General features: G+C 49.8%; 20 protein-coding genes, 4 tRNA genes and 1 pseudogene. 4 read left to right on the top strand and 21 right to left on the bottom strand.

What is annotated here, in order from left to right; translation table 11 throughout:
- Positions 1 to 27 precede the first annotated feature (27 nt).
- From EDM54_RS17975 to EDM54_RS17940, 8 genes and pseudogenes are all read right to left on the bottom strand, one after another.
- Positions 28 to 804, bottom strand: a pseudogene (locus EDM54_RS17975) (C40 family peptidase); the annotation flags it as partial.
- Between the two features lie 323 nt (positions 805 to 1127).
- Positions 1128 to 1754 carry a fumarylacetoacetate hydrolase family protein gene (locus tag EDM54_RS17970; protein WP_003386938.1) on the bottom strand — a complete coding sequence of 209 codons (627 nt, stop codon included), beginning with the start codon at positions 1752 to 1754 and terminating at the stop codon, positions 1128 to 1130.
- A gap of 58 nt (positions 1755 to 1812) precedes the next feature.
- Positions 1813 to 2355 carry a hypothetical protein gene (locus tag EDM54_RS17965; RefSeq protein ID WP_003386939.1) on the bottom strand — a complete coding sequence of 181 codons (543 nt, stop codon included), beginning with the start codon at positions 2353 to 2355 and terminating at the stop codon, positions 1813 to 1815.
- Positions 2356 to 2546: 191 nt separating this feature from the next.
- Positions 2547 to 3143 (bottom strand): VanW family protein, encoded by a 597-nt coding sequence (locus EDM54_RS17960; protein WP_024985058.1) that lies wholly within the window; start codon positions 3141 to 3143, stop codon positions 2547 to 2549.
- 226 nt (positions 3144 to 3369) lie between these two features.
- On the bottom strand, positions 3370 to 3996 hold the full coding sequence (locus EDM54_RS17955; protein WP_039071132.1) for a DsbA family oxidoreductase: 627 nt from the start codon (positions 3994 to 3996) through the stop codon (positions 3370 to 3372).
- 119 nt (positions 3997 to 4115) lie between these two features.
- Positions 4116 to 4847, bottom strand: coding sequence for an ABC transporter permease (locus EDM54_RS17950; RefSeq protein ID WP_174768851.1), 732 nt, complete (start codon positions 4845 to 4847; stop codon positions 4116 to 4118).
- A gap of 11 nt (positions 4848 to 4858) precedes the next feature.
- Positions 4859 to 5608, bottom strand: a complete 750-nt coding sequence (locus EDM54_RS17945) for an ABC transporter permease (protein ID WP_081924459.1) — start codon at positions 5606 to 5608, stop codon at positions 4859 to 4861.
- Positions 5608 to 6519: an ABC transporter ATP-binding protein gene (locus EDM54_RS17940; RefSeq protein ID WP_122958579.1), complete on the bottom strand. Its 912-nt coding sequence runs from the start codon at positions 6517 to 6519 to the stop codon at positions 5608 to 5610. The genes EDM54_RS17945 and EDM54_RS17940 overlap by 1 nt, the downstream gene beginning before the upstream one ends.
- Positions 6520 to 6693: 174 nt before the next feature.
- Here EDM54_RS17940 and EDM54_RS17935 point away from each other — a divergent pair, with 174 nt between their 5' ends.
- Both EDM54_RS17935 and EDM54_RS17930 read left to right on the top strand, forming a co-directional pair.
- Positions 6694 to 7410, top strand: coding sequence for a response regulator transcription factor (locus EDM54_RS17935; protein WP_122958578.1), 717 nt, complete (start codon positions 6694 to 6696; stop codon positions 7408 to 7410).
- On the top strand, positions 7407 to 8798 hold the full coding sequence (locus EDM54_RS17930; RefSeq protein WP_122958577.1) for a sensor histidine kinase: 1392 nt from the start codon (positions 7407 to 7409) through the stop codon (positions 8796 to 8798). Before EDM54_RS17935 ends, EDM54_RS17930 begins: the two co-directional genes overlap by 4 nt.
- A 255-nt stretch (positions 8799 to 9053) precedes the next feature.
- Here the strand turns inward: EDM54_RS17930 and EDM54_RS17925 are convergent, their stop codons facing one another.
- The 6 genes from EDM54_RS17925 to EDM54_RS17895 all read right to left on the bottom strand — a co-directional run bounded on the left by EDM54_RS17925 (position 9054) and on the right by EDM54_RS17895 (position 12581).
- Positions 9054 to 9995: an aminoglycoside phosphotransferase family protein gene (locus EDM54_RS17925; protein ID WP_122958576.1), complete on the bottom strand. Its 942-nt coding sequence runs from the start codon at positions 9993 to 9995 to the stop codon at positions 9054 to 9056.
- 227 nt (positions 9996 to 10222) lie between these two features.
- Positions 10223 to 10309, bottom strand: a tRNA-Leu gene (locus tag EDM54_RS17920).
- A gap of 715 nt (positions 10310 to 11024) precedes the next feature.
- Positions 11025 to 11942: an NAD(P)/FAD-dependent oxidoreductase gene (locus tag EDM54_RS17910; RefSeq protein WP_122958575.1), complete on the bottom strand. Its 918-nt coding sequence runs from the start codon at positions 11940 to 11942 to the stop codon at positions 11025 to 11027.
- Positions 11943 to 12263: 321 nt separating this feature from the next.
- Positions 12264 to 12347: transfer RNA gene (locus EDM54_RS17905), tRNA-Leu, on the bottom strand.
- Positions 12348 to 12366: 19 nt separating this feature from the next.
- A tRNA-Thr gene (locus tag EDM54_RS17900) sits at positions 12367 to 12442 on the bottom strand.
- A gap of 62 nt (positions 12443 to 12504) precedes the next feature.
- Positions 12505 to 12581, bottom strand: a tRNA-Asp gene (locus tag EDM54_RS17895).
- Between the two features lie 181 nt (positions 12582 to 12762).
- Here EDM54_RS17895 and EDM54_RS17890 point away from each other — a divergent pair.
- Complete coding sequence (locus EDM54_RS17890) at positions 12763 to 13686, top strand: C40 family peptidase (RefSeq protein ID WP_003386952.1); 924 nt, start codon at positions 12763 to 12765, stop codon at positions 13684 to 13686.
- 137 nt (positions 13687 to 13823) lie between these two features.
- Here the strand turns inward: EDM54_RS17890 and EDM54_RS17885 are convergent, their stop codons facing one another.
- Positions 13824 to 14405, bottom strand: coding sequence for a LysE family transporter (locus EDM54_RS17885; RefSeq protein WP_122958574.1), 582 nt, complete (start codon positions 14403 to 14405; stop codon positions 13824 to 13826).
- A 108-nt stretch (positions 14406 to 14513) separates the two neighbouring features.
- Between EDM54_RS17885 and EDM54_RS17880 the strand changes: the two genes are divergently transcribed.
- Positions 14514 to 15068, top strand: a complete 555-nt coding sequence (locus tag EDM54_RS17880) for a helix-turn-helix domain-containing protein (RefSeq protein ID WP_003386954.1) — start codon at positions 14514 to 14516, stop codon at positions 15066 to 15068.
- A 223-nt stretch (positions 15069 to 15291) separates the two neighbouring features.
- Here EDM54_RS17880 and EDM54_RS17875 read toward each other — a convergent pair whose 3' ends face one another.
- The 6 genes from EDM54_RS17875 to EDM54_RS17850 all read right to left on the bottom strand — a co-directional run bounded on the left by EDM54_RS17875 (position 15292) and on the right by EDM54_RS17850 (position 22927).
- On the bottom strand, positions 15292 to 16650 hold the full coding sequence (locus EDM54_RS17875; protein WP_003386956.1) for a nucleotide sugar dehydrogenase: 1359 nt from the start codon (positions 16648 to 16650) through the stop codon (positions 15292 to 15294).
- Positions 16651 to 16675: 25 nt separating this feature from the next.
- Entirely contained in the window at positions 16676 to 17500 is an 825-nt protein-coding gene (locus tag EDM54_RS17870; RefSeq protein ID WP_003386957.1) for a response regulator transcription factor, read from the bottom strand.
- 24 nt (positions 17501 to 17524) lie between these two features.
- Complete coding sequence (locus EDM54_RS17865; protein ID WP_024985047.1) at positions 17525 to 18940, bottom strand: glycosyltransferase family 2 protein; 1416 nt, start codon at positions 18938 to 18940, stop codon at positions 17525 to 17527.
- A gap of 19 nt (positions 18941 to 18959) precedes the next feature.
- A complete protein-coding gene (locus EDM54_RS17860) occupies positions 18960 to 20123 on the bottom strand; it encodes a HEAT repeat domain-containing protein (protein ID WP_170208349.1) in 1164 nt (387 codons plus the stop codon).
- Between the two features lie 26 nt (positions 20124 to 20149).
- Positions 20150 to 22369 (bottom strand): hypothetical protein, encoded by a 2220-nt coding sequence (locus tag EDM54_RS17855; RefSeq protein ID WP_039071137.1) that lies wholly within the window; start codon positions 22367 to 22369, stop codon positions 20150 to 20152.
- A gap of 318 nt (positions 22370 to 22687) precedes the next feature.
- Complete coding sequence (locus EDM54_RS17850) at positions 22688 to 22927, bottom strand: hypothetical protein (RefSeq protein ID WP_003386963.1); 240 nt, start codon at positions 22925 to 22927, stop codon at positions 22688 to 22690.
- Positions 22928 to 22995 lie beyond the last annotated feature (68 nt).

Raw genomic sequence — 22995 nt, 5'->3', positions numbered from 1 at the left:
CGTACCATCGAACTTCGAGTATGTAACCCCAGGCTTACCGTACGTATGCAAAATTTTTCCGTTCCCTGCATAAATGGCGACATGCGTGATCCGGTCAGACGATGTGTTGACGGATGCTTTCATGAAAATCAGATCGCCTTTTTTCACGTTTTTCAAAGATACGCTTTTCCCTACTGTGGATTGCTGGCGAGAATCGCGTGGCAGCGTAATTCCCGCTTCTTTAAACACACGTTGGGTAAACGACGAGCAGTCAAACGTTTTGGTCGTGTTTTTGCTAGAGCCGAATTTGTACGGTGTACCCATGTATTTCTCACCGTTTTTAATTACCTGGTTGGCAATAGCGGTAGCTTCCGAGCCATTGTCGGGCGTACTTGGCTTTGAAGCAGACTCTTCTTTTACATACCGTCTGGCGCCCAAGAATTTCTTTTCATATGCGGAGTATTTTTTCACCACTACTTCATCTTGGCTCTGCGAAGAGTAGATAAATTGATCGTTCCCCACATAAATCCCCATGAAGGAAGGATTGCCTTTCCCATTGGAGGAGAAGAATACGAGATCCCCGGCTTTAACGCTTGTCCGGCTTACTTTGGTCCCGCCGCGATACAATTCAGAGATCGTATCATCAATTTTGATTCCTGCTTTGCCGTATACATACGTGGCCAATCCCGCTGAACCGAAGCTGTTCGGCCCTTCGGCACCAAATTTGTAATCTTTGCCCAGCAGCGATTTGGTCAAGCTCACGATTTGTTCAGACTTCCCGGAATCTTGCGAATAAGCGGCCGCTTGTCCAACTTGACCACCCATTAACAGGGACGTACTCAGCATGACGGCGATAGTCGATTTCATCACCCAATCTCTTTTCGTCACTCTCTTTTCCTCCTTGTCATGTTGTGATCCCTCAATCGGGTACAAGCACAGGTTACCGCAGGAGGAAACGGGAGGATAAGACCGTAAAATTTACCAATGCGTTTTTTGGTAACTTGGCCCTACACGAAAAAAGAGTCTCAAACATTGCCATGAATGCCTTTTAGTTCCCTGGGCCTAGATAGCAAAAAATACGCGAGGCCAAGCGCAAAAAAGCCATCTTCTGCCTGATAGTGTCAGAAGATGGCTTTCATTATGCGGAGTTAGACGAGTCTTGCAGTAAATTCTCCCCAGTTTTCCGATCCCCACAGGAAGCTAAAATGATCGCCGTTTTTCGTAGCTGCGACACCGGCAGGAGTGCCTGTATAAATAATATCTCCCTGGTCCAAGCCGAAGTGTTCATTTGTATAGCGGATAATGGTCATCAAATCGAAGATGACATCGCCGATATTCCCCCGCTGTGCCTGTTCGCCGTTCTTGACGAGTGTGAAATCCGTTTCCAGGCACGCTTGCAAACCTGGGAACGGCCGAAAAGCAGTGACGACAGCAGAATTCGGAAAGCCTTTTGCCAGCATCCAGGGATATCCCTTTTTCTTCAGCTCGCTCTGAACATCGCGCAGTGTAAAATCGATGCCCAATGCCATTTTGTCGACGATGTCCTCCAGCTTCGCCCCTTCGGCAAAAGGTCTGGCAATATGGATCACGAGCTCGGCTTCGTAATGCAGTTCACCGCGATTCCCCGGAAGCTCGATCTCTTGTCCATTCGCCTCAACCAGGGCATGAGTCGGCTTGCCGAAAAGCATCGGGGCCGTTGGGACCTCGTTTCCCAGCTCTGCCGCATGAAGCTTGTAGTTGCGTCCTACACAGTAAATATTCCGGATCGTTTGCATAACTTCTTCTCTCCCTCTTGCCCAATTTTCCCTCTTTTACTATATCACTGTTTGTTTTTCACGGACAGAAATCATTGCCGCCGTTCTCATCTCTTCCGCCGTACCATAAGCGCTCGTTGCCTCTGTTCTCCAGCGTCCCGATCGCTACGCAAACGGCCAACAGCATGCTGTCCAGATCTTCCTCCTCCAGTGCCTGCCAGTGCAGACGGTAAGAAAGAAGAAAGGCCTTCTCATCCAGGCAGACTGCACTTATATCGATATCCCGAATGGTTTTCAGCACGTGATATCGCGCACGCAGGGTGTCTCCAAGCGGAAACAATCCGTCCCACGTTTCGGGATCATAGCTGGAGGTGACATCGACTTGAAACGCAAGTGACTTTTCTTCCCGGCGAAACACTACATGATCTTCCTGATAAAACCCTGCCCCGCATGGAAGCGTATCTTCGAGAGAAAAGGAGACCCCCTCCGGCAGGTCTTCCGGTTTCAGTGCATGGATCAGGCGCCCGGGCAAAAGAAAGGCGCCATCTTTTCCAAGAGCAAGCTTTTCTCCCATTACGTGCACAAGAACTCCCTCTGTTTCCTCTCGAACGACAACGTACATGCAAATCCCTCCTTACCAAACAGTATGTTCGCTCGGAAGGAGTCCAAAACGAGCAAGCCGCCTTTCTTTTATCATAGAGGGTGGAATTCCACTTCTGCTTGAAAGGCAAAAAAAAAGACGTGTAACAGACCTATCATCTGTCTACACGCCATAGCCATCCCTGTCAGTTATGTGTTTATGCTGGTACCGTTTTACTTCTTTAAGATGGCAATTACCACCTCTGTATCATCGTAAGTCTTGGCCTTGATCTTCAAGGTGTAGTCGTATGGATTGGAAAATCTGAAGTCAAGAAGTCCATATGCGACGGTAGCATCCTGTCCGACGGGTACATAGCCGACGGTCTTGCTGTGAGAGTGCCGTTCTACAATCGACAGCTGCGCTTCCATCACTGCATTGAACAGCGTCGAGGAGACTTGACAGATTCCTCCGCCGTATCCTTCGGTCAACTGGCCGTTTTGGATGACATGCGCTTCCTTCCAGCCATCTTCGGCCAGGTTGGAGTTGCCTACTTCCTTATTATAGGAAAACTCTTCTCCGGGCTTTATCTTTTCCCCGTTGATTTTTCTCATCGCTTTTTTGATGTTATGAATGCGACTCTCAGAGCTGCCAGCCATAGAGGTGTAGTACAGTCCCACGACATCTTCCTCATCTACTCCAAGACGTTCGATCAGCTTCTCGCGGTCAAAACCGGGCACGGCGGCAGTTGCTCCACTCGTTACCGATTGACCCGGTGCAGATGGATCAGGAGTGCCCGCTGCGCTTGCCGCCGGAACATGGATTACAGTCATCACAAGCCCTGCCAGTAGAGCGAATAGACAGGAACGAGATCGATTCTTCACTAACTCTCCCCCGCTTTTCTTCGATAAATTGAGAAAGCCGGCTTTGGTCAACGATTCACCGGTTCCTCTACCACTTTAGCAAGGTTATTGTCAAGACTCAATCTGTAAATCTTGGAGAGCGGATTCATGGGGAGGCATGAAAAAACCGCCCTCACAACGGGCGGCAATCGCTATGCTATGGGGTTTCCGACACCTGGCGGAAGGCTTTGAGAAAGTTCTCGACCGGATGCGCTCCAGATAGAGCCAATTTCCCATCAACCACGAAAAAGGGCACACCGGTAATTTGCAGTTGCTTCGCATACTCGAGGTCTTCGCGTATTTCATCCAGTTTCTCGCCCTTTTCGATGAGCAGGCGCGTTTCGATCTCGTCCATGCCGAGAAGACCCGCTATATTTACGAGCGTATCCAATTGACCGATATCCTGCCCATTTTCGAAATAAGCCCGGTATATAGCGTCTACCATTTCGGTCTGCAATTCTGGAGGAGCCAGCTTGATCAACTGATGGGAAGCAAGCGTATTGGGCCAAACGGAAACCTGATCAAACTGAAAAGGGATCCCTGCTGCTTCACCCGCATTGGCGGCATGCTGCACCATTTGTTTAGCCCCTTCGATTCCGCCTTTCATCGCCCCCATGTACTCCCAGAAGGGAACGCCTTCCTTGGACGTGTCCGGGTTGAGCTGATAAGCCCGGTAGCGGATGGTGATCGGTTCTCCTTCCCACTGTTTGATAGCGTCAAATACATTCTTTTTACCGATCCGGCACCACGGACAAACCGTGTCCTGGAAAATTTCGATGATCATTTTAAAAGCTCCTTCCATATGTACGGTACCCTTATTGTAGCGCAGAGCTTCAGAGAATGTAAGTTAATAATCTTTTGTAAGTATTTTTTGTCTTTCTTCTATATATCATGCGACAAATATCATGCGACAACATCTCTTTTTGAAAGATACCTGATCGCAATAGCCGAGACAATGACAATGAACAAGCTGTTCATCGCCAAAAACAGACCGTTCTCCGCGATTGTCAAACTTTCTTGGCTCAATGCGCCGATCCCGATCGTCAAGAGAGAATACGGGTAAAACATGCCGAGTTTCATCACATACATCCCCAGACCGATAAACGCTGCACAAATGCTGATGCCGATTGGGACTGCGAAGCTGCGGATGCGTATCGATAGAGCAAGCTGTACCGCACTGATCGCGATGGATGCATACAAGCCGCGGCTCATCCAGCCAACGGTTTCTATTGGAAATGGCGATGCCAATCCCAGCACCTTCCCTGCGCAAAAATACAGCAGCAGGAAAAATGCCTGGACAATGAGCATCATTATCCCGGCGATAGCCAGTTTCGAAATGAAAATCGCAGACCGGGAAACCGGGGCCGTCATCACCTGGTACCAGTTTTTGTTGAAATGCTCGAGACGGCATAGATATGCACAGCAGATGGCAATGAGAACGGGAAGGAAAAACTCCCCGTAAAACAGGCTTACTTGTGTCCATAGGCTGTACCATCCATTGGTGAGCACGCTTTTGTTTGCGTAATAATTGGCGGTGCCAATCAAGATGCTGACAGCAGGCAGTGCCGCCAGAATGCTCCAAATGTACGACTTGCGCATTTTCAACCATTCGGCAGCCAAACTTTTTATCAACATGGTTCCCCCCCTTATTCTTCCTTGCGGGACATATGGATACTCCCGATGAGATAAACGGCTCCTCCCATCAAAACCACAGCGAGAGGCAAAGCCGGCTCGACGCTGCGGGTGACAAACTCCATCGTTCCGTTCTCGTATTTGTACGTGACACAAGACAGCCCCGTATAATAAGACCAGACAAAGATGCGCCGGACCGCTTCCGGAAAAAGATCGGCCGTCATCCCGATAAAGCCGCCAACCATCCCCAAACCGAGTCCAAAGGCTTGATTTTTGACAGCAGATGAAATCCATTGCTGCAAGGCGATGACTGCCATATTTGCCAGCATGGTGCCTGACACAAATCGGAGCAGCAAAGAAAGCGGCAGCGGCTGCGCAAAGCCGTTTGCCAATCCAAATGTTGCAATCGCTATGCTGAGCAGGATCATGGCCAACAACATCAGCAGGCAGGCACAAGCATATTTTGCAGCATAAATCCTGCTACGTGGAAGCGATGCCGCCATTAGCAGCTTCCACGTGTTTCCTGTATGCTCCATATCGGAGATGCGAGACACAACCACTGCCGAAAGGATCGGAAGAAACAGCCCATTCATGGAGGCAATCGTGACAACTATCCCCTCCCATCCCGCTTTATCCGGATTCCGGGACATGGCCATGCTGACAGACAGGAAGGCCCAGCTTATTTCTACCAACAGAAACAGTACGATCATGAGAAATACCCGCTTGCGGCGCAGCTTATAGAACTCCAGTAGAATTGCTTTCATCAAAGGCTTTTCTCCTTTCCTGTAAGCTCAAGAAAGATGCGCTCCAAGCTTTTCCTCCGCTCTTCAATCCGAATCACATCGATGCCCGCCTGGACAAGCATTCGGTTTGCGAAAGCGGTCTGCTCGTCATTCATTTCTTTCACTATCAAGGCATCATCCTCGATAACTGAATGGAAGCCTTGCCTGTAGAGCAGGACATGCGCCGTTTCGTTATCCACCGTTTTTATCGCAATACGAGGCTGGCTCTTGCTTTGCAAAGCTTCCATGCTGCCCTGAAACAGCAGTTTCCCATCGCTGATGATGCCGACTGAAGTAGCAATTTGCTCAATTTCTGACAGCAAATGGCTGGAAAGCAATACGGTGATGCCGTAGCGCTGCGGCAATGATTTGATCAGCTCGCGAATTTCACCAATACCCGCAGGGTCAAGTCCATTCGTCGGTTCGTCAAGGATCAGGAGCTTCGGAAAAGCGATCAAAGCCATTGCAATGCCAAGCCTCTGCTTCATTCCAAGGGAATACAGTCCAGCCTTTTTGTCCTTGTGGTTTTCCAGCCGCACAATTTTGAGTGCCTCGCATACATTTTTGTCCGGGACATCGTGCAGGCGCTGCATGATCCGCATGTTCTCCAGACCGGTCAAATGTCCGTAGTACGAAGGAGACTCGATGAGCGAACCGGTCTGGCGCAAAATGGACAGCCGGTTTTTGTCAAATTCCTTTCCAAAAACAACAACCTTTCCGCTTGATGGCTTGACCAGCCCCAAGAGCATTTTGAGCGTTGTCGACTTTCCTGCTCCGTTGGGCCCCAAAAAGCCGTACACCTCCCCTTCATGCACCTCGAGATTCACCTCGTTCACCCGATAAGCGTCTCCATATCGTTTGGAAAGATTATGCGTTGAGACGATTGCATTCATCTTTTTCACTCCACTCTGTTTGCTGCTGATTTTAGTATCGCAATTTGAGCATAACAGCGGCATCTTTCTGGATACTGACGGCAACCTTACAGCGACCTTAAATCCTGGGAAACACTTCGAGTTATCGCGAAATCGCCGGAATTTTGCTGTATATTTGTAAACAGGTGATGACGAATGGACCAGATCAAGCAAAAGAAAGTGCTCATCGTGGATGATGAGCATGAAATACGCGAGATGATCGACAGTTTTTTGCGAAAGGAAGGCTTTTTTCGGATATTCCATACGGCAAGCTGCAGCGAGGCGATCGAGGTCTGCCTGTCGGACAAGCCGGACATTGCCATTTTGGATGTCATGCTGCCGGATGGGGACGGCTTTTCCCTGTTTTCTTCCCTGCGCAGAATTTCAGACATACCTGTGCTCTTTCTTTCGGCCAGAAACAAGGATGAAGACCGGATCCTCGGGCTTGGCCTCGGCGCCGACGATTACATTGTCAAGCCGTTTTTGCCTCGCGAGCTTATGCTGCGCCTGGGAGCCATATTGCGGCGCGTGTACGCTCCGCCAAAGCAGGAGCGGCTGCCTGTTTTTGCGCTGGGGAGCTTTACTGTCGATTTGGAAGGGGGCGTGGTACGCAGCGCGAGCGGAGAACAGCCGTTGACCGCCAAGGAGCATGCCCTGCTGAAAAAGCTGTATGAAAACCGCGGGCGCATCGTCACAAGCGACGCTTTGTGCAACGCGGTATGGGGTGACGACAGCTTTGGATACGAAAATACCCTCATGGTTCACATCCGGCGCATCCGGGAAAAAATCGAGTCGGATCCCTCCTCCCCTGAACACCTGCTGACTGTAAGAGGGCTGGGCTACAAGCTGATGGCAAGCGAGGATCGGGCATGAACGGGGCCATTCATATTTTGCGGCGTTTCGTAATCTCAACCATCCTTATTTCGGTGTTTCTGCTCATCCTGAATTACGTAGTGCTCGGGACATGGTTTTTTAATGGAATGAACGTTGGAAAAACGCCTGAGGATGTCGTACGCGGGGCTTCAGAGGGACTTCATGGAAGCAGCGGCAGCTATGCGCTCGCTGAAAGGGCGGAAAAATTGCTTGTGCAGCACAATGCTTGGGCCATGCTCATCGACAAGCAGGGACAGGTGGCATGGGGCTTTAAGCTGCCGGATGAATTGCCCCGTGCCTATTCGCTAACGGATGTGGCAAAGCTCTCCCGGCATTACGTTATGGATTATCCCGTTTTCATCTGGGAGCATCCCGATGGCCTTGTCGTTGTCGGGTATCCAAAGGACAGCGTGGCAAAATACCAATTCAGTTTTCCGCTTGACTGGATCAGCAGCGTTCCCCTCCGGCTGGTCGGCATGATCTTCGGGAACATTGCCCTCGCCCTGCTGCTGTCGCTTGTCATCGGCACCCTCCTGATTAAATCCATAACCCCGCTGATCGACGGCATTCACGGTCTCGCCCACGAGCAGCCTGCCCATGTCGAGCCGAAGGGATTGCTGCGCAGCCTGGCAAAGAGCATCAATCACACTTCGGCGCTGCTGCAAGAAAAGAACGCAAAGCTGAAAGCAAGAGATGAGGCGCGATTCAACTGGATTGCCGGTATCTCTCATGACATCCGGACACCGCTTTCCATGGTGCTTGGGTATGCCAGTCAACTGGAGGAAAGCGAGACCTTGCCGGATGAACAACGGAAAAAAGCCGCGATTATCCGGCGGCAGGGGGAAAAGCTTCGTTCCCTTGTCAGCGATCTCCATTTGGTCTCCATGCTTGAGTACGAGATGCAGCCGGTAAGCTGGAAGGCTGTAAGGCTGCCGGTGCTTGCCCGGCAGGCCGTATCAGACTTTCTCAACAACCATGATGTCGGTGAGAGATTCTCCCTGCAACTGGCTGTCGAGGATGAGAACATCAAGGTCAATGGTGATGAAAGACTGCTGCAGCGGGCGATTGCCAACCTTCTGCAAAATAGCATGCTTCACAATCGAGAGGGCTGCCAGATTCTTTTGCAAATCATGCGTTCCCCCGACAAAAAAACGTGCCGCTTCACCGTCACGGATAACGGAAAAGGAATACCGCAAAGCGAGCTTGCCGATTTGCTGGAGCTGCCGTACTCGACCAAGAGAAAGAGCCCTGTACAGAACGGCCACGGACTCGGCCTCCCGATGGTCGCGCGGATTGCCAAAGCCCATCAGGGAAGGCTGATCCTGACGAGCGATACGGGGAAAGGGCTGCGAGCCGAGATCGAGCTTCCGGTCATGGCAGACTCTTGATTTTTTTGCCCCGTGCATGTCCTTTCACGCTAACAAAAGAACAGAGCGGCTGCTTTCACCCTGCTGCAGCCGCTCTGTTTCCGTTATTCCAGTGCGCTATATCGTGTGCTTCAGTCTTAAAACAGGTTTATAGGCATGCTTTAAGCCCATGGAAACGGCCAGTCTCAACACAAAAGCACTCAAATTGCCAAAGTCCCTCACAGTTCCTTCCTGCTCCTTCTACCACCGAAACGGCTATCGCAGCACTTATATGATCTAAACGAGCGTTTTTAACTCTTTCGCCAACAAGCTGATCGTTGCGGCTCTCTCCCCGGCATCCTGCTCATCGAATAAAAGCTGCTGAACAAATTCCCACATGTCTTCCAATTTCCGTTTCTCCTGATAAAACTGGAGGGCATCGGGGTTAAAGGAATAGTCTTTATGGCGTTTCCGATAGACGCTTAAAAATGTGTCGAAATGCGGATGATCAACCAGGAACATCAGATCGGCTTCTACGGGAGCCACTGTAAGTCCTTCCCAGTCAATCAGAATCAGCTTCTCTTCGGCCAGCATCAAATTCCAATTGTGGATATCGGTATGGCATAGAGCCAGTTTGGGATGACTGTTTTTCAACCTTGCAGACAGCCTGCGAATGCTATCGGACAGGCTCTTGATACGTTCCATCTTTGGTTCGATCATTTTCACAACATCCGTTGACAGCTTGTTCCAATCGTGATCCAATGCGTTCCTCAGCTCCTGCAAAAACGGAACCTCAAAAACTTCCCGGAGTCCTTCTGTTTGAACAGGGATTTCTCCCCCATACCAATGGAGCTCCGCAACGATTTCCGCGAGCTGACAAACCTGCTCCCTGCTTAACTCACGATTGCCAATCGTTTCTCCGTCAATATATTGAAAAAGAAGATAGATGGCATCTTTACTTTCGTATTTATAATCGCCATTTGTTGTGAATAGCGGCACAGGAATTTTCCCCTTCAAGCCGCTATTTTGCTGGAGCCAAACGGTGACAGGCATGTACGTATCAATGAGAGCTGTCCACTTGGAGGTAGATGCTCTGTTTTTTTCATAAACCTTCAGGAAATAAGTACACCGGTCATCAAGCACTTTGTAGGCCAGCGCTGACCATCCCCCCTGCTGCGGCGAAACATTTTTGCAATCGATACCATACTGCTCTCTTAGGATTATTTTTATCTCGTCCATAGTAGCCCTCTATTCATTTGTAGTTTCCAGTGGATGGGTCCACCAAGCTGAGTCTTGTGCAATAGATCTACAGCTGATCGATAATCAATGACAAATGGTTTATTTTAAGCCTCCGGTTACGATATCTACAATTGTTATTTTATCGTATATTTCCCTTTCCCTCTCAGCAATATATTCAGACAAAAAAAGACCCTTCAGAAGAATCTGAAGGGCCCTATGTTTACATATGGTGCGGTCGAGAGGACTTGAACCTCCACGGTGTTGCCACCACTAGAACCTGAATCTAGCGCGTCTGCCAATTCCGCCACGACCGCAAGCGACAAGAATTATTATATTCGCAGACGATGGAGATGTAAAGCGGACTTTGGGAAAATGGGAAAGGCACCCCGTTGCCGCTTTGCAGGGGGACTGTTCCATCCAGATCATATGGAGGACTCCGGCTCGTTAGTCTTCACCTTTGTTTGATGTGAAAGGAAATCGCAAAGCTCAAGAGAACAAAAAGCAATCGCAAAGACAATCCCAGCAATATTCCTGTCAACAAACCCAATGCAACGTTACTTTCAGTGACATGATAGCAAGCGACAAACAACCCACTTGAGCCAATGGTCGCGGGCATGCCTCTCCTTGCACGGAAAGTACCCTCGGGGAGCAGCTTTCGCAAGGGCTGTATCATGATCAGCACTCCCACTTGCTGCAAGCGCCATCCCTCTCCAATCGGTTATAAAACCGCGTCCAGTCAACAGCAAACACGTTCCATCGGCCAGGAGCACCACATATCCTTCTTTGCGGCCGTTGTTGGAGGCCGCTTTCTTCTCTCACCGAAAATTTGCGAAATGCGGGAATCGTCAGCACTACAGACAAGCCAATGAAAGGAAGCACCAGCCAAAAAACGAATCGCCAAGACAGAAACTCATCTAAAAGCCCGGCAAAATAAGGACCATTTAACGCAGGTAAAATATCTACCGTCAACTTTTTCTTTGGAAACTCCCCTCGTACCTGAATACCTGACGAAATCTGCCGCAAGAAACTTCAGCCGTTTCTCCTCCAAGCCTCCATATTCAATTCATTATTGATGGCCGCAGCGACAAATGCGCCCATAGAAGCTGCAGCAATCGCCTGATAGAGCCGCGATGCCGCATCTCCGGCGCTATAGACGCCCGGGACATTCGTTTTCCCGAACTCGTCGACAACGACCGTTCCCGCTTCCGTGATGCGGCATCCGATCGTTCGCGGCAGCTCCGATCCCGCGACCAGCACCGGTTTAAAAAAGATCCCCCTGCACGGAATGGTTGTCCCGTCTTCGAGAACCACTTGACGGACGATTCCTTCGCTGGAGTCAATGGATTGAATCGGCGAGTCAAATAGGGGGACTTGATGTCGCTTTAGCTCTTCGCGCTGTGCATCCGTCAGCTCATCGGGGCCGTTCGTGCAGATGGCAAAACGATTCGTCCATCCGGAAATCAATGGAGCGAAGTGCATAAGCTCTGCCCCCTTGTTAATGATGACTAGCGGCTGGTCGCTTAATTCCCAGCCATCGCAATACGGGCAAACGAAGGCGCTTTTTCCGTAAACTTCCGCTAGTCCAGGAATGTCCAGCGGCCGATCCTTCATTCCTATGGCAAACAGCACCTTTCTGCTTTCAAAAGTCTTACCTTGCTCTGTCATAATTTGAAAATGTCCATCTGATCCCGTGATCGAAACGGCCGTATCCGCCACGAAAGACACGGACGGATAGGCGCTTATCTCCTCCTTCGCAATTCGCCGAAATTCACCTGGACTTATTCCGTCACGGGTAAGAAACCCGTGGGTCTCGCGAGTCACCGCATTGCGGGGATGGCCTTCATCGATCACCGCCACATTTTTTCTCGCTCTCCCAAGCATGAGGGCAGCATTCAACCCAGCCGGACCTCCGCCAATAATCGCTACATCAAGCAGTTGTTTTCCCACCATTAACACTCCTTTATGGATTTATAATATCCGTAATTAAGATGCAAAAAGCTTATCGCTTCTTGTCTGCATCGAGATTGCAATGCTTATTTGCAACTGCATGTTTCCCCTCCTCCCTACTTCATATAATAACTATTACAGACCCGCAATATCCATAATATACAGTTCGACTCCAATTTGCAATAACATACTTGGTCCGTACTCTGCTAGTAGTCTCTGCGAGGAGCAGGGCAAAACGGGTTCCCGTATCAATCCCGCATATGCAAAAAGCTCCTGAATCGTCCATAGGACAAATTCAAGAGCTCTTCATTACTTGGTTGATGCGGTCGAGAGGACTTGAACCTCCACGGTGTTGCCACCACTAGAACCTGAATCTAGCGCGTCTGCCAATTCCGCCACGACCGCAAGCTATTAAGTTGTAAAGTGGTGCCGGCGATAGGACTTGAACCCACAACCCCCTGATTACAAGTCAGGTGCTCTACCAATTGAGCTACACCGGCACGTCCATGCTGAAAGGGTGAACCCGTTTACGGGCGAGAGACTCGTTGCTTCTTCGTAAAAATGGCGGAGCTGACGGGACTCGAACCCGCGACCTCCGGTGTGACAGACCGGCGTGAACTCCAACTTCACCACAGCTCCATTTTCCGATGGCACCGCGCTTTCTAGCGGCGACTCTTGTAATATAGCATGTCCTCAAAAAGAAAACAAGAACTATTTCTATGATTTTTCAAAAAAAGTTTTCATAGATTTACCAGCCATTTTTCGCTACAATTTAATGTAGCACAATGCGGAATCATGTAGAAAATGGAGACGATCTTCTATGAAAAAAACGACACGAATACTCGCCATCCTCTCCGTTTGCGCATTCATGCCAGTGACTGCCCACGCTTCTTCCCCTGTGTATGTGGTTCAAGCGGGCGACACACTGATGAAAATCGCCAGGGAGAATCAGACAACGGTTCAAGAGTTGATGCAAGTAAATCAGTTGTCATCTGATCGGCTGTCGATCGGTCAAAGCCTTTCCTTGCCGGGTACAGCGACTCCCCCTGTTTATGCGGCTGCTGAGTCGGCGGTAAACGAAGCTCCTGCCGATATCGTTTCCCAAGGGAAGTCATCTAGCATTCGGGCCGGGATAAAAGCACGGATTACCGGTGACATCGTAAATGTCCGCAAGTCCCCTACACTCGATTCAGAAGTGATCGGAAAGCTTCCAATGGGCGCGGTCGTAGATGTCCTGGACCCTGGAGCGGAATGGACCAAGATTTCGTTTGGTCAAGACGAATCATTTGTTGCGACCGATTATTTGGATGAGGTGTCCTCCTCTTCCGAATCCTCTTCTAAAGAAGAATCGAAAAAGCGCAAGAAAAGCTCATTCTCAACCAAAGAGTTGTATCGAGCATTCGAACCGCTGTTGAACACCCCTTACGTATTGGGCGGAACGACGACGAGCGGATTTGACTGCAGCGGATTTACTTCCTATGTATTCAAAGAGCTGGGAATCACCCTGCCTCGCACCTCCGAAGAACAATTTCAAGGCGGACAGGCAGTCTCACTGGATGATGCTCTACCTGGTGACCTCGTCTTCTACGACACCATGGGAAGAGGCCGCGTATCCCACGTAGCCATTTATCTCGGCGACGATCTGATCGTTCATGCCAATGGCGACGACGTCCGCTACGAAAAGCTGTCGAATATGCATAAGCTCTATCCGTTCTTCGGGGTCAAACGTTACTCTGATGAGTAGAAGGATAGCTGCCCGCCTGGAAGAATCGAAAAGCTTCCAAGCGTGCTAGGCATCGTTCGTGGGCCAACTGTAAGTCACCTTTTGGGATAGCTGAAGAGCTGTCCCTTTTTCTTTGGAATCAATTCTCTTTCTTTTCTTTAATGCACAAGGATCGAAATAGCGGTAAATACCAATAACAATGCCATAACTACCTGAAACTGATTCCTGTACTTGGATAAGAACCTTTGAAAAACGGAACCAAACACACTCCAACTGATCGTACCCATAAAACCAATGACCGCCAGAAAAAAGGAATACCCGATCAAGCTGAGATTCGAAGTGTGATACGGGAGAATGAAGGTTGAAACGATCGTAATGCCGTACAAGATAGCTTTTGGATTGACGAATTGTAAGAGCATGCCTGTTATAAAGCTGTTTTGGTCCCCATTATTGTCATTTTCATGCTGTTTGCTGATAATCAATTTAAAAGCCAAATACACCATGTAGATTGCGCCTAAAACCGTCATGATCCATTCCATTTTCGGAATGAAGCTTTTCAGCAGGAGATCAAAGTAACTGCACAGTAACATAATGATGAAAAAGCCTGAACCAACTCCGAAACAAAACCGCAGCGTCTTCTTAAAACCGTACTTATTGGCAAATACCATTGCCATAATGTTATTGGGTCCTGGCGTAAAGCTGGAAACAAAAGCGTAGAGCAATAATGAAAAGAAAGGCATCTGGGAACCTCCTTTACCGAATGTGTTATAACGACGACAGAGACCGTTATAACGGTTTACTTTATATTGTACAAATTGGACGTCATATTGTAAATAAGGAGTGTGTGTATGGAAGAGATCAATCTGATCATTGCCAAAAACTTAAAAGCCATCCGAGAAAGCAAGAAACTGACTCTTGAAAAGGTCGGAGAACTGACTGGAGTCAGCAAAACAATGATCGGTCAAATTGAAAGAGGCGAATCGAGCCCCACGATTACAACGATCTGGAAAATCGCAAATGGCTTGAAGATCTCCTTCACTTCCCTCATCAATCATCCGCAACCCGATACGAAAGTGGTCTTGCGGAGCGAGGTTCAAACATTATCTGAAGACGATGGGAAGTATCGCGTTTACCCCTACTTTCCCTTCCAGGAGGATAAACGCTTTGAAGTTTATTCTGTTGAAATCGAAAAAGGCGGTTCCTTTCAGTCGGATTCGCACGGAGACGGGACTGAGGAATTTATAACGGTTTTTGACGGGGAAGTGACTGTATGTGTAAACAACATCGAATATACGGTGAAAAACGGTGATTCGATCCGATTCAAGGCCGATCGACCGCATTCCTACCGCAATACCGGAGAAACGATGACACGGATGAGTATGATCATCTATTACCCTGCTTAAAAAACCGCTTCAAATGAGCGGTCGTTTTCACCATTTGTATAATCTTGTCGTACCGGGGCCGACTGCCAAACAGGTGTGGTCCGACTACCGCCACGCAACGCCGTGCCGTGTGCAGGGAGAGGCAGACGGTGCGTGCCGCTCATGACCCTGCTGCCTCCCAACGAAAAAGGTCTTCCGCAACCTTCAGCTTGCTAGCCGAAAGTCACGAAAGACCTTCCTATTATTAAATCGCTAATGAGGCCTCAGGCGCTTGCATGGTTTTTACGGAAGTGCCCAGCTTGTAGAGATGCGGAGCTTGTATGCCGTCAAACGCATTGCGCGTATCCAGTATCGCGACTCCCATCTCCGCCAATTCCCGGTAGTTAAAGACACTGTGATTGGTCAACAGGACCATGCAGTCATAGCTTCTCCACGCTTTCGCGTCGTATGCTACACTCCTCACCTCTTTCCCACTCTGATCCACGAATGTCTTGGCATAAGGATCATAGTAGTCAACGAGTGCCCCGGCTTCTTTGAACAACTCATACACCTGCAGCGATGGCGACTCGCGCAAATCGTCGATATCAGGCTTATAAGCCATGCCGAGCAGCAATACCTTTGAGTTGCGGATCGACTTTGCGTACATGTTGAGAATCACGGATGTCTTGTAGACCACATGATCTGGCATGCTGTTGTTGATCGACTGGGCAAGATCGATGAATTTGCTAAAGAAGCGGTATCCTTTCGCCTTCCAAGACAAATACATCGGGTCGAGCGGGATGCAGTGGCCGCCGATTCCCGGTCCGGGGTAAAACGGCATAAATCCGAACGGCTTGGTGGAAGACGCCTTGATCACTTCCCATACATCGATGCCCATTCGCTCGCACATCAAGGCCATTTCATTTATAAACGCGATGTTGATACTGCGGAAGGTGTTTTCCAACAGCTTGGACATTTCCGCGACTTTGGTCGATGATACCGGGACGATTTGATGAATGAAGTTGCCATATAGTTGAACACCGAGTGCGAGGCATCTTTCCGTCGTCCCGCCAATGACCTTGGGCGTATTCTTGGTAGAGAAACGACTGTTCCCCGGGTCTACACGCTCCGGCGAGAAGCAAAGGAAAAAGTCATTCCCTACCTGATAGCCCATCCTTTCCAGTTCCCACTGGATCAATTCTTCGGTAGTGCCCGGATAAGTCGTGCTCTCCAGCGTGATCAACGGCCCATTTTGGATATGATGCTTGATTTGATCGACGACGCGGGAAATGTACGAGGTATCCGGATCTTGGTTTTCACTAAGCGGGGTGGGAACGCAGATGCTGATGGCATCCAGCTCCTTCAGTACCCGATAATCGGTCGTGGGGATGAATTTTCCTTCCTTGACCAATTGGTCGACAGGATCATTTGGCACATCGCGTATGTAGGACTCCCCTCGCTGCAAGGTTTCAATCTTTTTCAGGTCCAGATCAATTCCGAAGACGGTAAATCCGTTTCGGGCCATCTCAATTGCCAATGGAAGTCCCACATACCCCAGTCCAATGACTCCTACCTTCGCTGTCTTTGCTTCGATTTTTTGTTGAAGTGCTGTAAATCGATCCATCTGGCATCCCTCCGGTTGTTTGTATCTAGGAAACGAGCAAACGCCTGATTCTCCAGTCCAGTTCGACAGGGGAAAACGGTTTGGTCAAAAAGTCCGCAACCCCTCGGCGAAAACACTGGGACATATCCTCTTCCAGGCGTCTGTCCGTCAATACCATGATTTTGCAACGTTCCGTCGTTTCATGCTGTTGTTGCAGCCAGTCAATCAGCTGATAGCCATTCATGACAGGAAGTGTCAGTTCGGTAATTACCAGGTCCGGCTGCACCTGCTCGACTTTTTCCTTCCCTTCCATACCGTTTTCGGCGAGATGGATTTCATAGCCGTGCCGAGCCAGACGAACGGACAAGATTTGCTGGATCACAGGGTCATTTTCGACCAAGAGAAGGCGGGGACGACGTTCCCATTTGTGATCATGGCCTTTCACTACCTGGATAGCGGAAGGCATGGCAGCCGTCTGGTACAAGCGCTCTGTCATTTCCCATAAAATGGCTTCCATAGAATCACCGCTTTCCGGATAGGAAGCTACGCATATGCCCTCGGCCAATTGTTCATTGCTTTGCAAATATTCCTTTATCGCCAGCGCAGTGTAATGCGTTTGAGCCAAACTCACATCGTCCAGCAAAATGACGAGGCGTCCGGAGCTCTGTTCGTAAAACAGCTCCGCCGCTTGTTTCGGCTCTTTCGTTGCCAGAAACTGCTGCAACTCTTTCCACTCCAAATCTCCACTGTGTCGGCATCGAATCGCAATCATCCCGCAGGACAGATCGCTTGCCTCATAATACCGGATAAAATACGCCAGTTTTTCCGGTATGCCAGGTGGCCGCATATAACGTCTGTCTTTCTTTTCCATCGGATCCACTCCTCTCTTCGGACGTCAGGATTGGCGAGTCTCTACCTGCCAGCTTTGGCGTGTCATGACGCCCCAGGTGTTGTTGTTCCGCAGAAAATCAATGTGCCCCAGCACACGCCATATGGCCCCCAACTGGTAGTACCCGAAAAACATCAGGAACCCGTACCCGAGAAGCTTCATCAGATCGCTTGGCTTTGTATATCGGCGAAAAGCAAACTCCTCCAGCAAAATCCCGCTGATCGTCAGCAAATAACCGTACAAGAGGTTGATCGCCAGGAATATCAAAACGATATGGGCGTGTGTCATATCGTATAAGCTGTACCCGACAAGGGCGAGAAATCCGGTCAGTTTAAAGTACGGGTTCAGCGTCTCGAAAAGGACGTTGTAAGGCATGGTCAACAGGCCCATGATCTTGTACTTCGGATTAAACAGCATATGCCGGTACTCAATCATGTTTTTCAGATTTCCGCGCCCCCATCTTTTACGCTGGCTCGCCAATATGTGGAGGCTATCGGGAGCCTGCGTCCAGCAGACGGCATCCGGGCAAAACGCGATGCGATATTTCTTTTTGTTTTCCAGCATGTATTTGTGAAGCTTGATGATGATGTTCATATCTTCGCCGGGGTACCCCTCCCGGTAGCCCCCGACAGCAATCACGCAGTCTTTGCGAAAGAGCCCGAAAGCCCCGGAGACAATGATCAATCCATTAATCGAGCTCCAGCCAATGCGACCGCCGAGAAAGGCTTTCATGTACTCGATTGTTTGGAACATCGGGAGGATTTTGTCTGGAAGACGCACTTCCTTGACCATTCCGTCTTCGATCCGGCAGCCGTTGGCAATCCGGACATTCCCTCCGATCGCTACCGTCTCTTCCGGATTTTCCATGTACACCTGCGCCAGCCTGATCAAAGCGTCCCGCTCCAAAAGAGAGTCCGCATCGATCGAGGCAATCAGCGGATAATGAGAAAGATTGATCCCTGCATTCAGCGAATCGGCCTTTCCGCCATTTTCTTTGTCAATCACATACAACTGCGGGTATTGCGGATTGTGGTAAATACCGGATGGCGCTGATGAAGGAACCACGCTTCGGACAGATACATGGCTTTGCCGCTTCAATCCAAACTCGCGAATCAAGACGTTCAGCGTGTCATCTTTGGAGCCGTCGTTGATGACGATGACTTCATACTCCGGATATTGCAAAGCCAACAGAGAGCGAACATTCTCGATAATCGTCAGCTCTTCGTTGTAGGCCGGCACCAAAATCGAGACCGGCGGTACTCTTTTGGAGCCAGCAAGTGATTGAAACCTCGAAAAGCGAGCACGTTTAATAATCGTGGAAATATTCAAGTGTGAAAAGATGTTGATGACAAGATAGATCGAATTGACCACGATGACGTAGTACATCGCAAACAATCCGTATCCAAGCAATAACTCGCGCATAGTTCCTCCTTTTCCATCATCAGATGGCTCGCTCCTTTTGGCGATTGAAATAGGAGTGATAGATCGTCAGCTTGTGATCCCGTTCATTAGAGCCGGGCATTCCTTGCCCTGCAGTCCTATCCTCATGCAGGGCTTCCTGAAGCTGCTGCATCGCCAGATCTGCTGTTTCCTTATGGGGGGTTCGGGAAGCGACTTCGCACAACGCTTGGAAGCCTTCCGCTCCCATTTTGACCAGGCTGCGAGCGGCATGGTATTTCACCCACCAACTCTGATCATCCATCGCCTGCTGGAGGACGGGGATATCATCCGCTTCCCGCCAAGCCCCCATCGCTTTCGCTACAATCGCACGAACTTCCCAGTCAGGGCTTGCCATGAGCACGTTGATCTGATCGGCTGAAACTCTTTCACCTGATACAATCAGTCGGACTGCCTGGATCCTCACCTCTTTCTCCTCCGCCTCGAGCAGCTTCCAGAGGCTGTCAACCAGCGGATCATCGAGATTCGCTGCCGGCAAGCCCGCCATTGCGACAAGCGCCAAACGGGAGTCACCGCTGTTTATCCACTCGCGCAGCAAAGGCAAAACATCAAGCGGCGAATCCCCCAGCACCTCCGCCAGCAGCCGTGGAGAGTCCGGAGAAGACTCCACCATTTTCTCCACCATCACGCGCAGGTCGGAGACACTCCGGGTACAACGGGCGATGGCCCTTGCGATGATGTACCGGCCAGCCTCGTCACTCTCTGCCTCAAGGATGGAAAACAGCGCCGGTGTCGCTTTCTCATATCCCATCGCTCCCAGCTTGTATGCAGCATCGGTCCGCATCGGTCCGGGAAGCTGTTTCAAGCGTCCCAATTCCAGCTCGGGCAGTCCCAGCTTTTCAAAAAGCGCTGTCAGTTGCTCGCGGTGCTTGCCTTTTACGCGCTCGGCGATTTCAATCAGTTTTTCCTCCAGAACCTGCAAATCCCGTTTTCCCAGTGGAACGGCAGGCACTTCCAACGGCTGTTTCTCATCCAAATGGGAAAGGACATAGGCAATATAGTCCTGGTGCTTTGCTGCCAATCGCTGCTTTTCCCGGGTCACGTACAAATGTCTGTATTTCAGGCAAAGCAGTACAATGATCCCTGCAACGATCAACGCCGATGAAACGATCAGAAACAAATACGCTGCTTGCAAATGCTGAAACATCCCTCTGCCAACTCTCCTTCCTCTTGCTAGCGGTAAGTAGGAATCGATTGCAAGGCTTTCTGATAGATGGAAAAGCTCTCTTTCTTCCGTTCCGAGTACCGGGGCAAGCTCCATTCGGACCATGTATAGCGCCCGATGTCGGTCAGCTTGATCATCTGCTCCGCTGAAAGCCCCTGAATCTTTCCGCTTGTTTTGTCCTGGCGCATCGCAATCGCGCGGATACCGGCAGATTTCGTCGAAGTCAAGGTTTTCCCCTTATCCTCGTAACTCATCACCTGCTTGGTGCTGGGATCGGTATATCCGAGTAGCATCCAGGGGACACGAACTTCCACCCATTCGCCACTCGCCTCCCAGTTTGCGAGCGAACTGTACCCTTCTTTTCCCGGGACGTTGGTTCCCCGCTTCATCTGGCCGACGACAACATCCTCGAAAGGATGCGTTCCTTTCGTATCAGGCGGACTCATTTCCAGTCCGACGGCCAGCTTCCACACTGCAAACAAACCCGAATCGTCTTTTCGCTCGGCGTCTGTGTACGGAATCATGCCGTAGCGCTTCCCGTACAGCCGTTTGTGAAAGTCGTAGTTCGATGCGATTTTGACCTCGCTTTCTTCGGCTGTCCCCAAACGGATGAAAGCTTCCAACCCTTCATCCAGATGCAGTCCTGGCAGCTCTGCTGTTTTTCTGTTGCCGCCCGGCAGCGTATCGATTCCGATGACCAAGCTTTCGCGCTCCGGCTGCAGCGCCTGCTCAAGATGGATCAGAAAGTAGACATATGCTTCATCATGTGCAGCCCATATCTCCTGAACGCCGTCCAAACCTCCATTCAGCTTTGCCTTTTCTCCTTCCTTCAGCTTGTCCCAATCGTCCGGGTTCCCGTCGATCTTGATCACATTCTCCAACCCGGCATCCATTGCCAATAAGCCAAAGAACGATTCATTCGTCAGTTCATTTTTCCAATAGGCGCGGCTGTCTTCCGGGATCTCAAAGCGCATCGTATTCCACGTCCGTTTAAACCATTCATCCTGCCACGTAAACAAGATCGCTCCCGAATATCCTTCTGCGGATATTTCGTGCAGCAGCTCTCCATTGATCCGGCCCTGCTCTCGTTCATCATGTCCGCCTTGGTCTCGGCCAAGTGTTCCCAGATGTGCGACTCCCACTGAAGAGGGGACGCCAAACTCGGTTACCATCACCGGTATATTCGGATGATGTGCCTTCAGCTTTCGCAGATACGCTTTGTATGTATCGATCTCTCCTTTTTCATTGCGAACATTTTTCAAAGTGTCATCGTACCGGAAGAGATCAGGATAGTACGGATAGACATGATAGGCTGCGAAATACCCGGCTTCCCACCCTACGGACTCGATATGTGTCGGATCAACACTTACCATGTCTTCGTGAATCATCGGCTCTCCCGGATGCTCCAGCGGATCTGTCGTCACCCAATTGGTGAAGGTTACCGGATGCTGCCAGCCGTGTCTGGATTCAAGTTCGGCTGTATAGTCGAGCATTTCTGCCAGCCAGTATTCAAAAGGAGCTGCTTTCTCTGTCGCTTGAAAATGCTTTCCTTGATAGCGCGGCTCTTCCTTTCGAATCCGGTTGGTGTTCTTTACCATTTCAGGGTCCCACTCTGTTCCGATATGCCAGGCCAATAGATACTGACCCGCATTCGCTGTATAGGTCCCGCTCGCCTTCCCCTTTCGCTCTGGTATCGTCGCATCTCCGTATACAGCACCAACAGCCGCTTCGATTTCATCGCGAAACTCCTTGCGTATTTCCGGCAAAAACGCGTCTTTTTTTTCAATCAGCGCTTCTTCGGGAGACCAGATCCCCTGGATCAAATAGAGGGGGTCTTCCGCATGCTTTTGATTAAATTCGACAAGCGCTTCATAAAAGACAGGCTGATGGATCGTGTAAATACGGACCGCCTTCACACCCAGTTCGTGTATCATTCCGAACCAACGAAGATAATCTGCTTTCTGGATCGGCAGCTCTCCCGGGTAATGACCGGGCAGCGATGCTCCCATATTGATCCCTTTTACAAAGTAAGGCTTCCATGTTCCTTTCTCGTACACCTGAAACTGATCTTGGTTCGTACGGAATTTCAGACTGTAGCCTTCCTCTGTTTTCAATGTTTCGACACGGGCGAGGGTCGGATTCCCATAAATAAAGTACGCGCATAACAAGCCCGCAAAAACCGTGAGAAAGAGCCACCCGATCCGTTTGCGAATCACTGTCTTCCCCATTTCGATTGCTCCATTCCTGTTATTGTCAGACACGCTTGTCGGTCATTATAAGCAAGAATATCGCCACCGACCATAGTCACTGGGTACCTGCTTCCTTTTGCTGACCTTTGTCATGAAAATGTAATCAAACGGCATATTTGTACCCATCTTCCCACGTTTTTTATGTGGAGAGTCCTGCAACATGATCAGAAGAGTTCGGAAAAAACGCACAGCTTTCCATACCAGCGGATGAAAAAATGGGTCCTGATCCCTTCAAAAAAATGGTAGGTTGCTCCCAAAAAAAATGCCTCCCATATCCGATTGGAAGGCATTTCATATCTAGTGCTGCGTGTTTTCATGCTGTCCGTTTTGATTTTGTTGATGGCTGATTTCAATGTTGCGCAGCGCATGCTTCATTTTGTCCAGCTGCATCTGATAATCGCGCACTACAACCGTCAACACACTGACCGTCTCTTTAAAGTCCGGTTCGCTGCTTACTCGGTCGATTGCTCTATGTAAATGCAGCATTTTGTTTTCCGTTTCCCGTAACATGTCCAACAACTGCAATCCGTTCAACACAGTATCACCTCGTCGCCAATTCTTTGATGATTCCCGTTGCTTCTCTTATGCTCTCCTGACAGCGCCAA

The sequence above is a fragment of the Brevibacillus borstelensis genome (assembly GCF_003710865.1).
Lineage (GTDB): Bacteria > Bacillota > Bacilli > Brevibacillales > Brevibacillaceae > Brevibacillus > Brevibacillus borstelensis.
The sequence above is the reverse complement of the archived record's forward strand: the minus strand, read 5'-3'. Positions and strand labels throughout refer to the sequence as shown.

Bases quoted from the DNA above. Each gene is read 5' to 3' on its own strand.
- EDM54_RS17970 (WP_003386938.1), bottom strand. From the start codon at position 1,754: ATGCAAACGATCCGGAATATTTACTGTGTAGGACGCAACTACAAGCTT.
- EDM54_RS17965 (WP_003386939.1), bottom strand. From the start codon at position 2,355: ATGTACGTTGTCGTTCGAGAGGAAACAGAGGGAGTTCTTGTGCACGTA.
- EDM54_RS17960 (WP_024985058.1), bottom strand. From the start codon at position 3,143: ATGACTGTAATCCATGTTCCGGCGGCAAGCGCAGCGGGCACTCCTGAT.
- EDM54_RS17955 (WP_039071132.1), bottom strand. From the start codon at position 3,996: ATGATCATCGAAATTTTCCAGGACACGGTTTGTCCGTGGTGCCGGATC.
- EDM54_RS17950 (WP_174768851.1), bottom strand. From the start codon at position 4,847: ATGTTGATAAAAAGTTTGGCTGCCGAATGGTTGAAAATGCGCAAGTCG.
- EDM54_RS17945 (WP_081924459.1), bottom strand. From the start codon at position 5,608: ATGAAAGCAATTCTACTGGAGTTCTATAAGCTGCGCCGCAAGCGGGTA.
- EDM54_RS17940 (WP_122958579.1), bottom strand. From the start codon at position 6,519: ATGAATGCAATCGTCTCAACGCATAATCTTTCCAAACGATATGGAGAC.
- EDM54_RS17935 (WP_122958578.1), top strand. From the start codon at position 6,694: ATGGACCAGATCAAGCAAAAGAAAGTGCTCATCGTGGATGATGAGCAT.
- EDM54_RS17930 (WP_122958577.1), top strand. From the start codon at position 7,407: ATGAACGGGGCCATTCATATTTTGCGGCGTTTCGTAATCTCAACCATC.
- EDM54_RS17925 (WP_122958576.1), bottom strand. From the start codon at position 9,995: ATGGACGAGATAAAAATAATCCTAAGAGAGCAGTATGGTATCGATTGC.
- EDM54_RS17890 (WP_003386952.1), top strand. From the start codon at position 12,763: ATGAAAAAAACGACACGAATACTCGCCATCCTCTCCGTTTGCGCATTC.
- EDM54_RS17885 (WP_122958574.1), bottom strand. From the start codon at position 14,405: ATGCCTTTCTTTTCATTATTGCTCTACGCTTTTGTTTCCAGCTTTACG.
- EDM54_RS17880 (WP_003386954.1), top strand. From the start codon at position 14,514: ATGGAAGAGATCAATCTGATCATTGCCAAAAACTTAAAAGCCATCCGA.
- EDM54_RS17875 (WP_003386956.1), bottom strand. From the start codon at position 16,650: ATGGATCGATTTACAGCACTTCAACAAAAAATCGAAGCAAAGACAGCG.
- EDM54_RS17870 (WP_003386957.1), bottom strand. From the start codon at position 17,500: ATGGAAAAGAAAGACAGACGTTATATGCGGCCACCTGGCATACCGGAA.
- EDM54_RS17865 (WP_024985047.1), bottom strand. From the start codon at position 18,940: ATGCGCGAGTTATTGCTTGGATACGGATTGTTTGCGATGTACTACGTC.
- EDM54_RS17860 (WP_170208349.1), bottom strand. From the start codon at position 20,123: ATGTTTCAGCATTTGCAAGCAGCGTATTTGTTTCTGATCGTTTCATCG.
- EDM54_RS17855 (WP_039071137.1), bottom strand. From the start codon at position 22,369: ATGGGGAAGACAGTGATTCGCAAACGGATCGGGTGGCTCTTTCTCACG.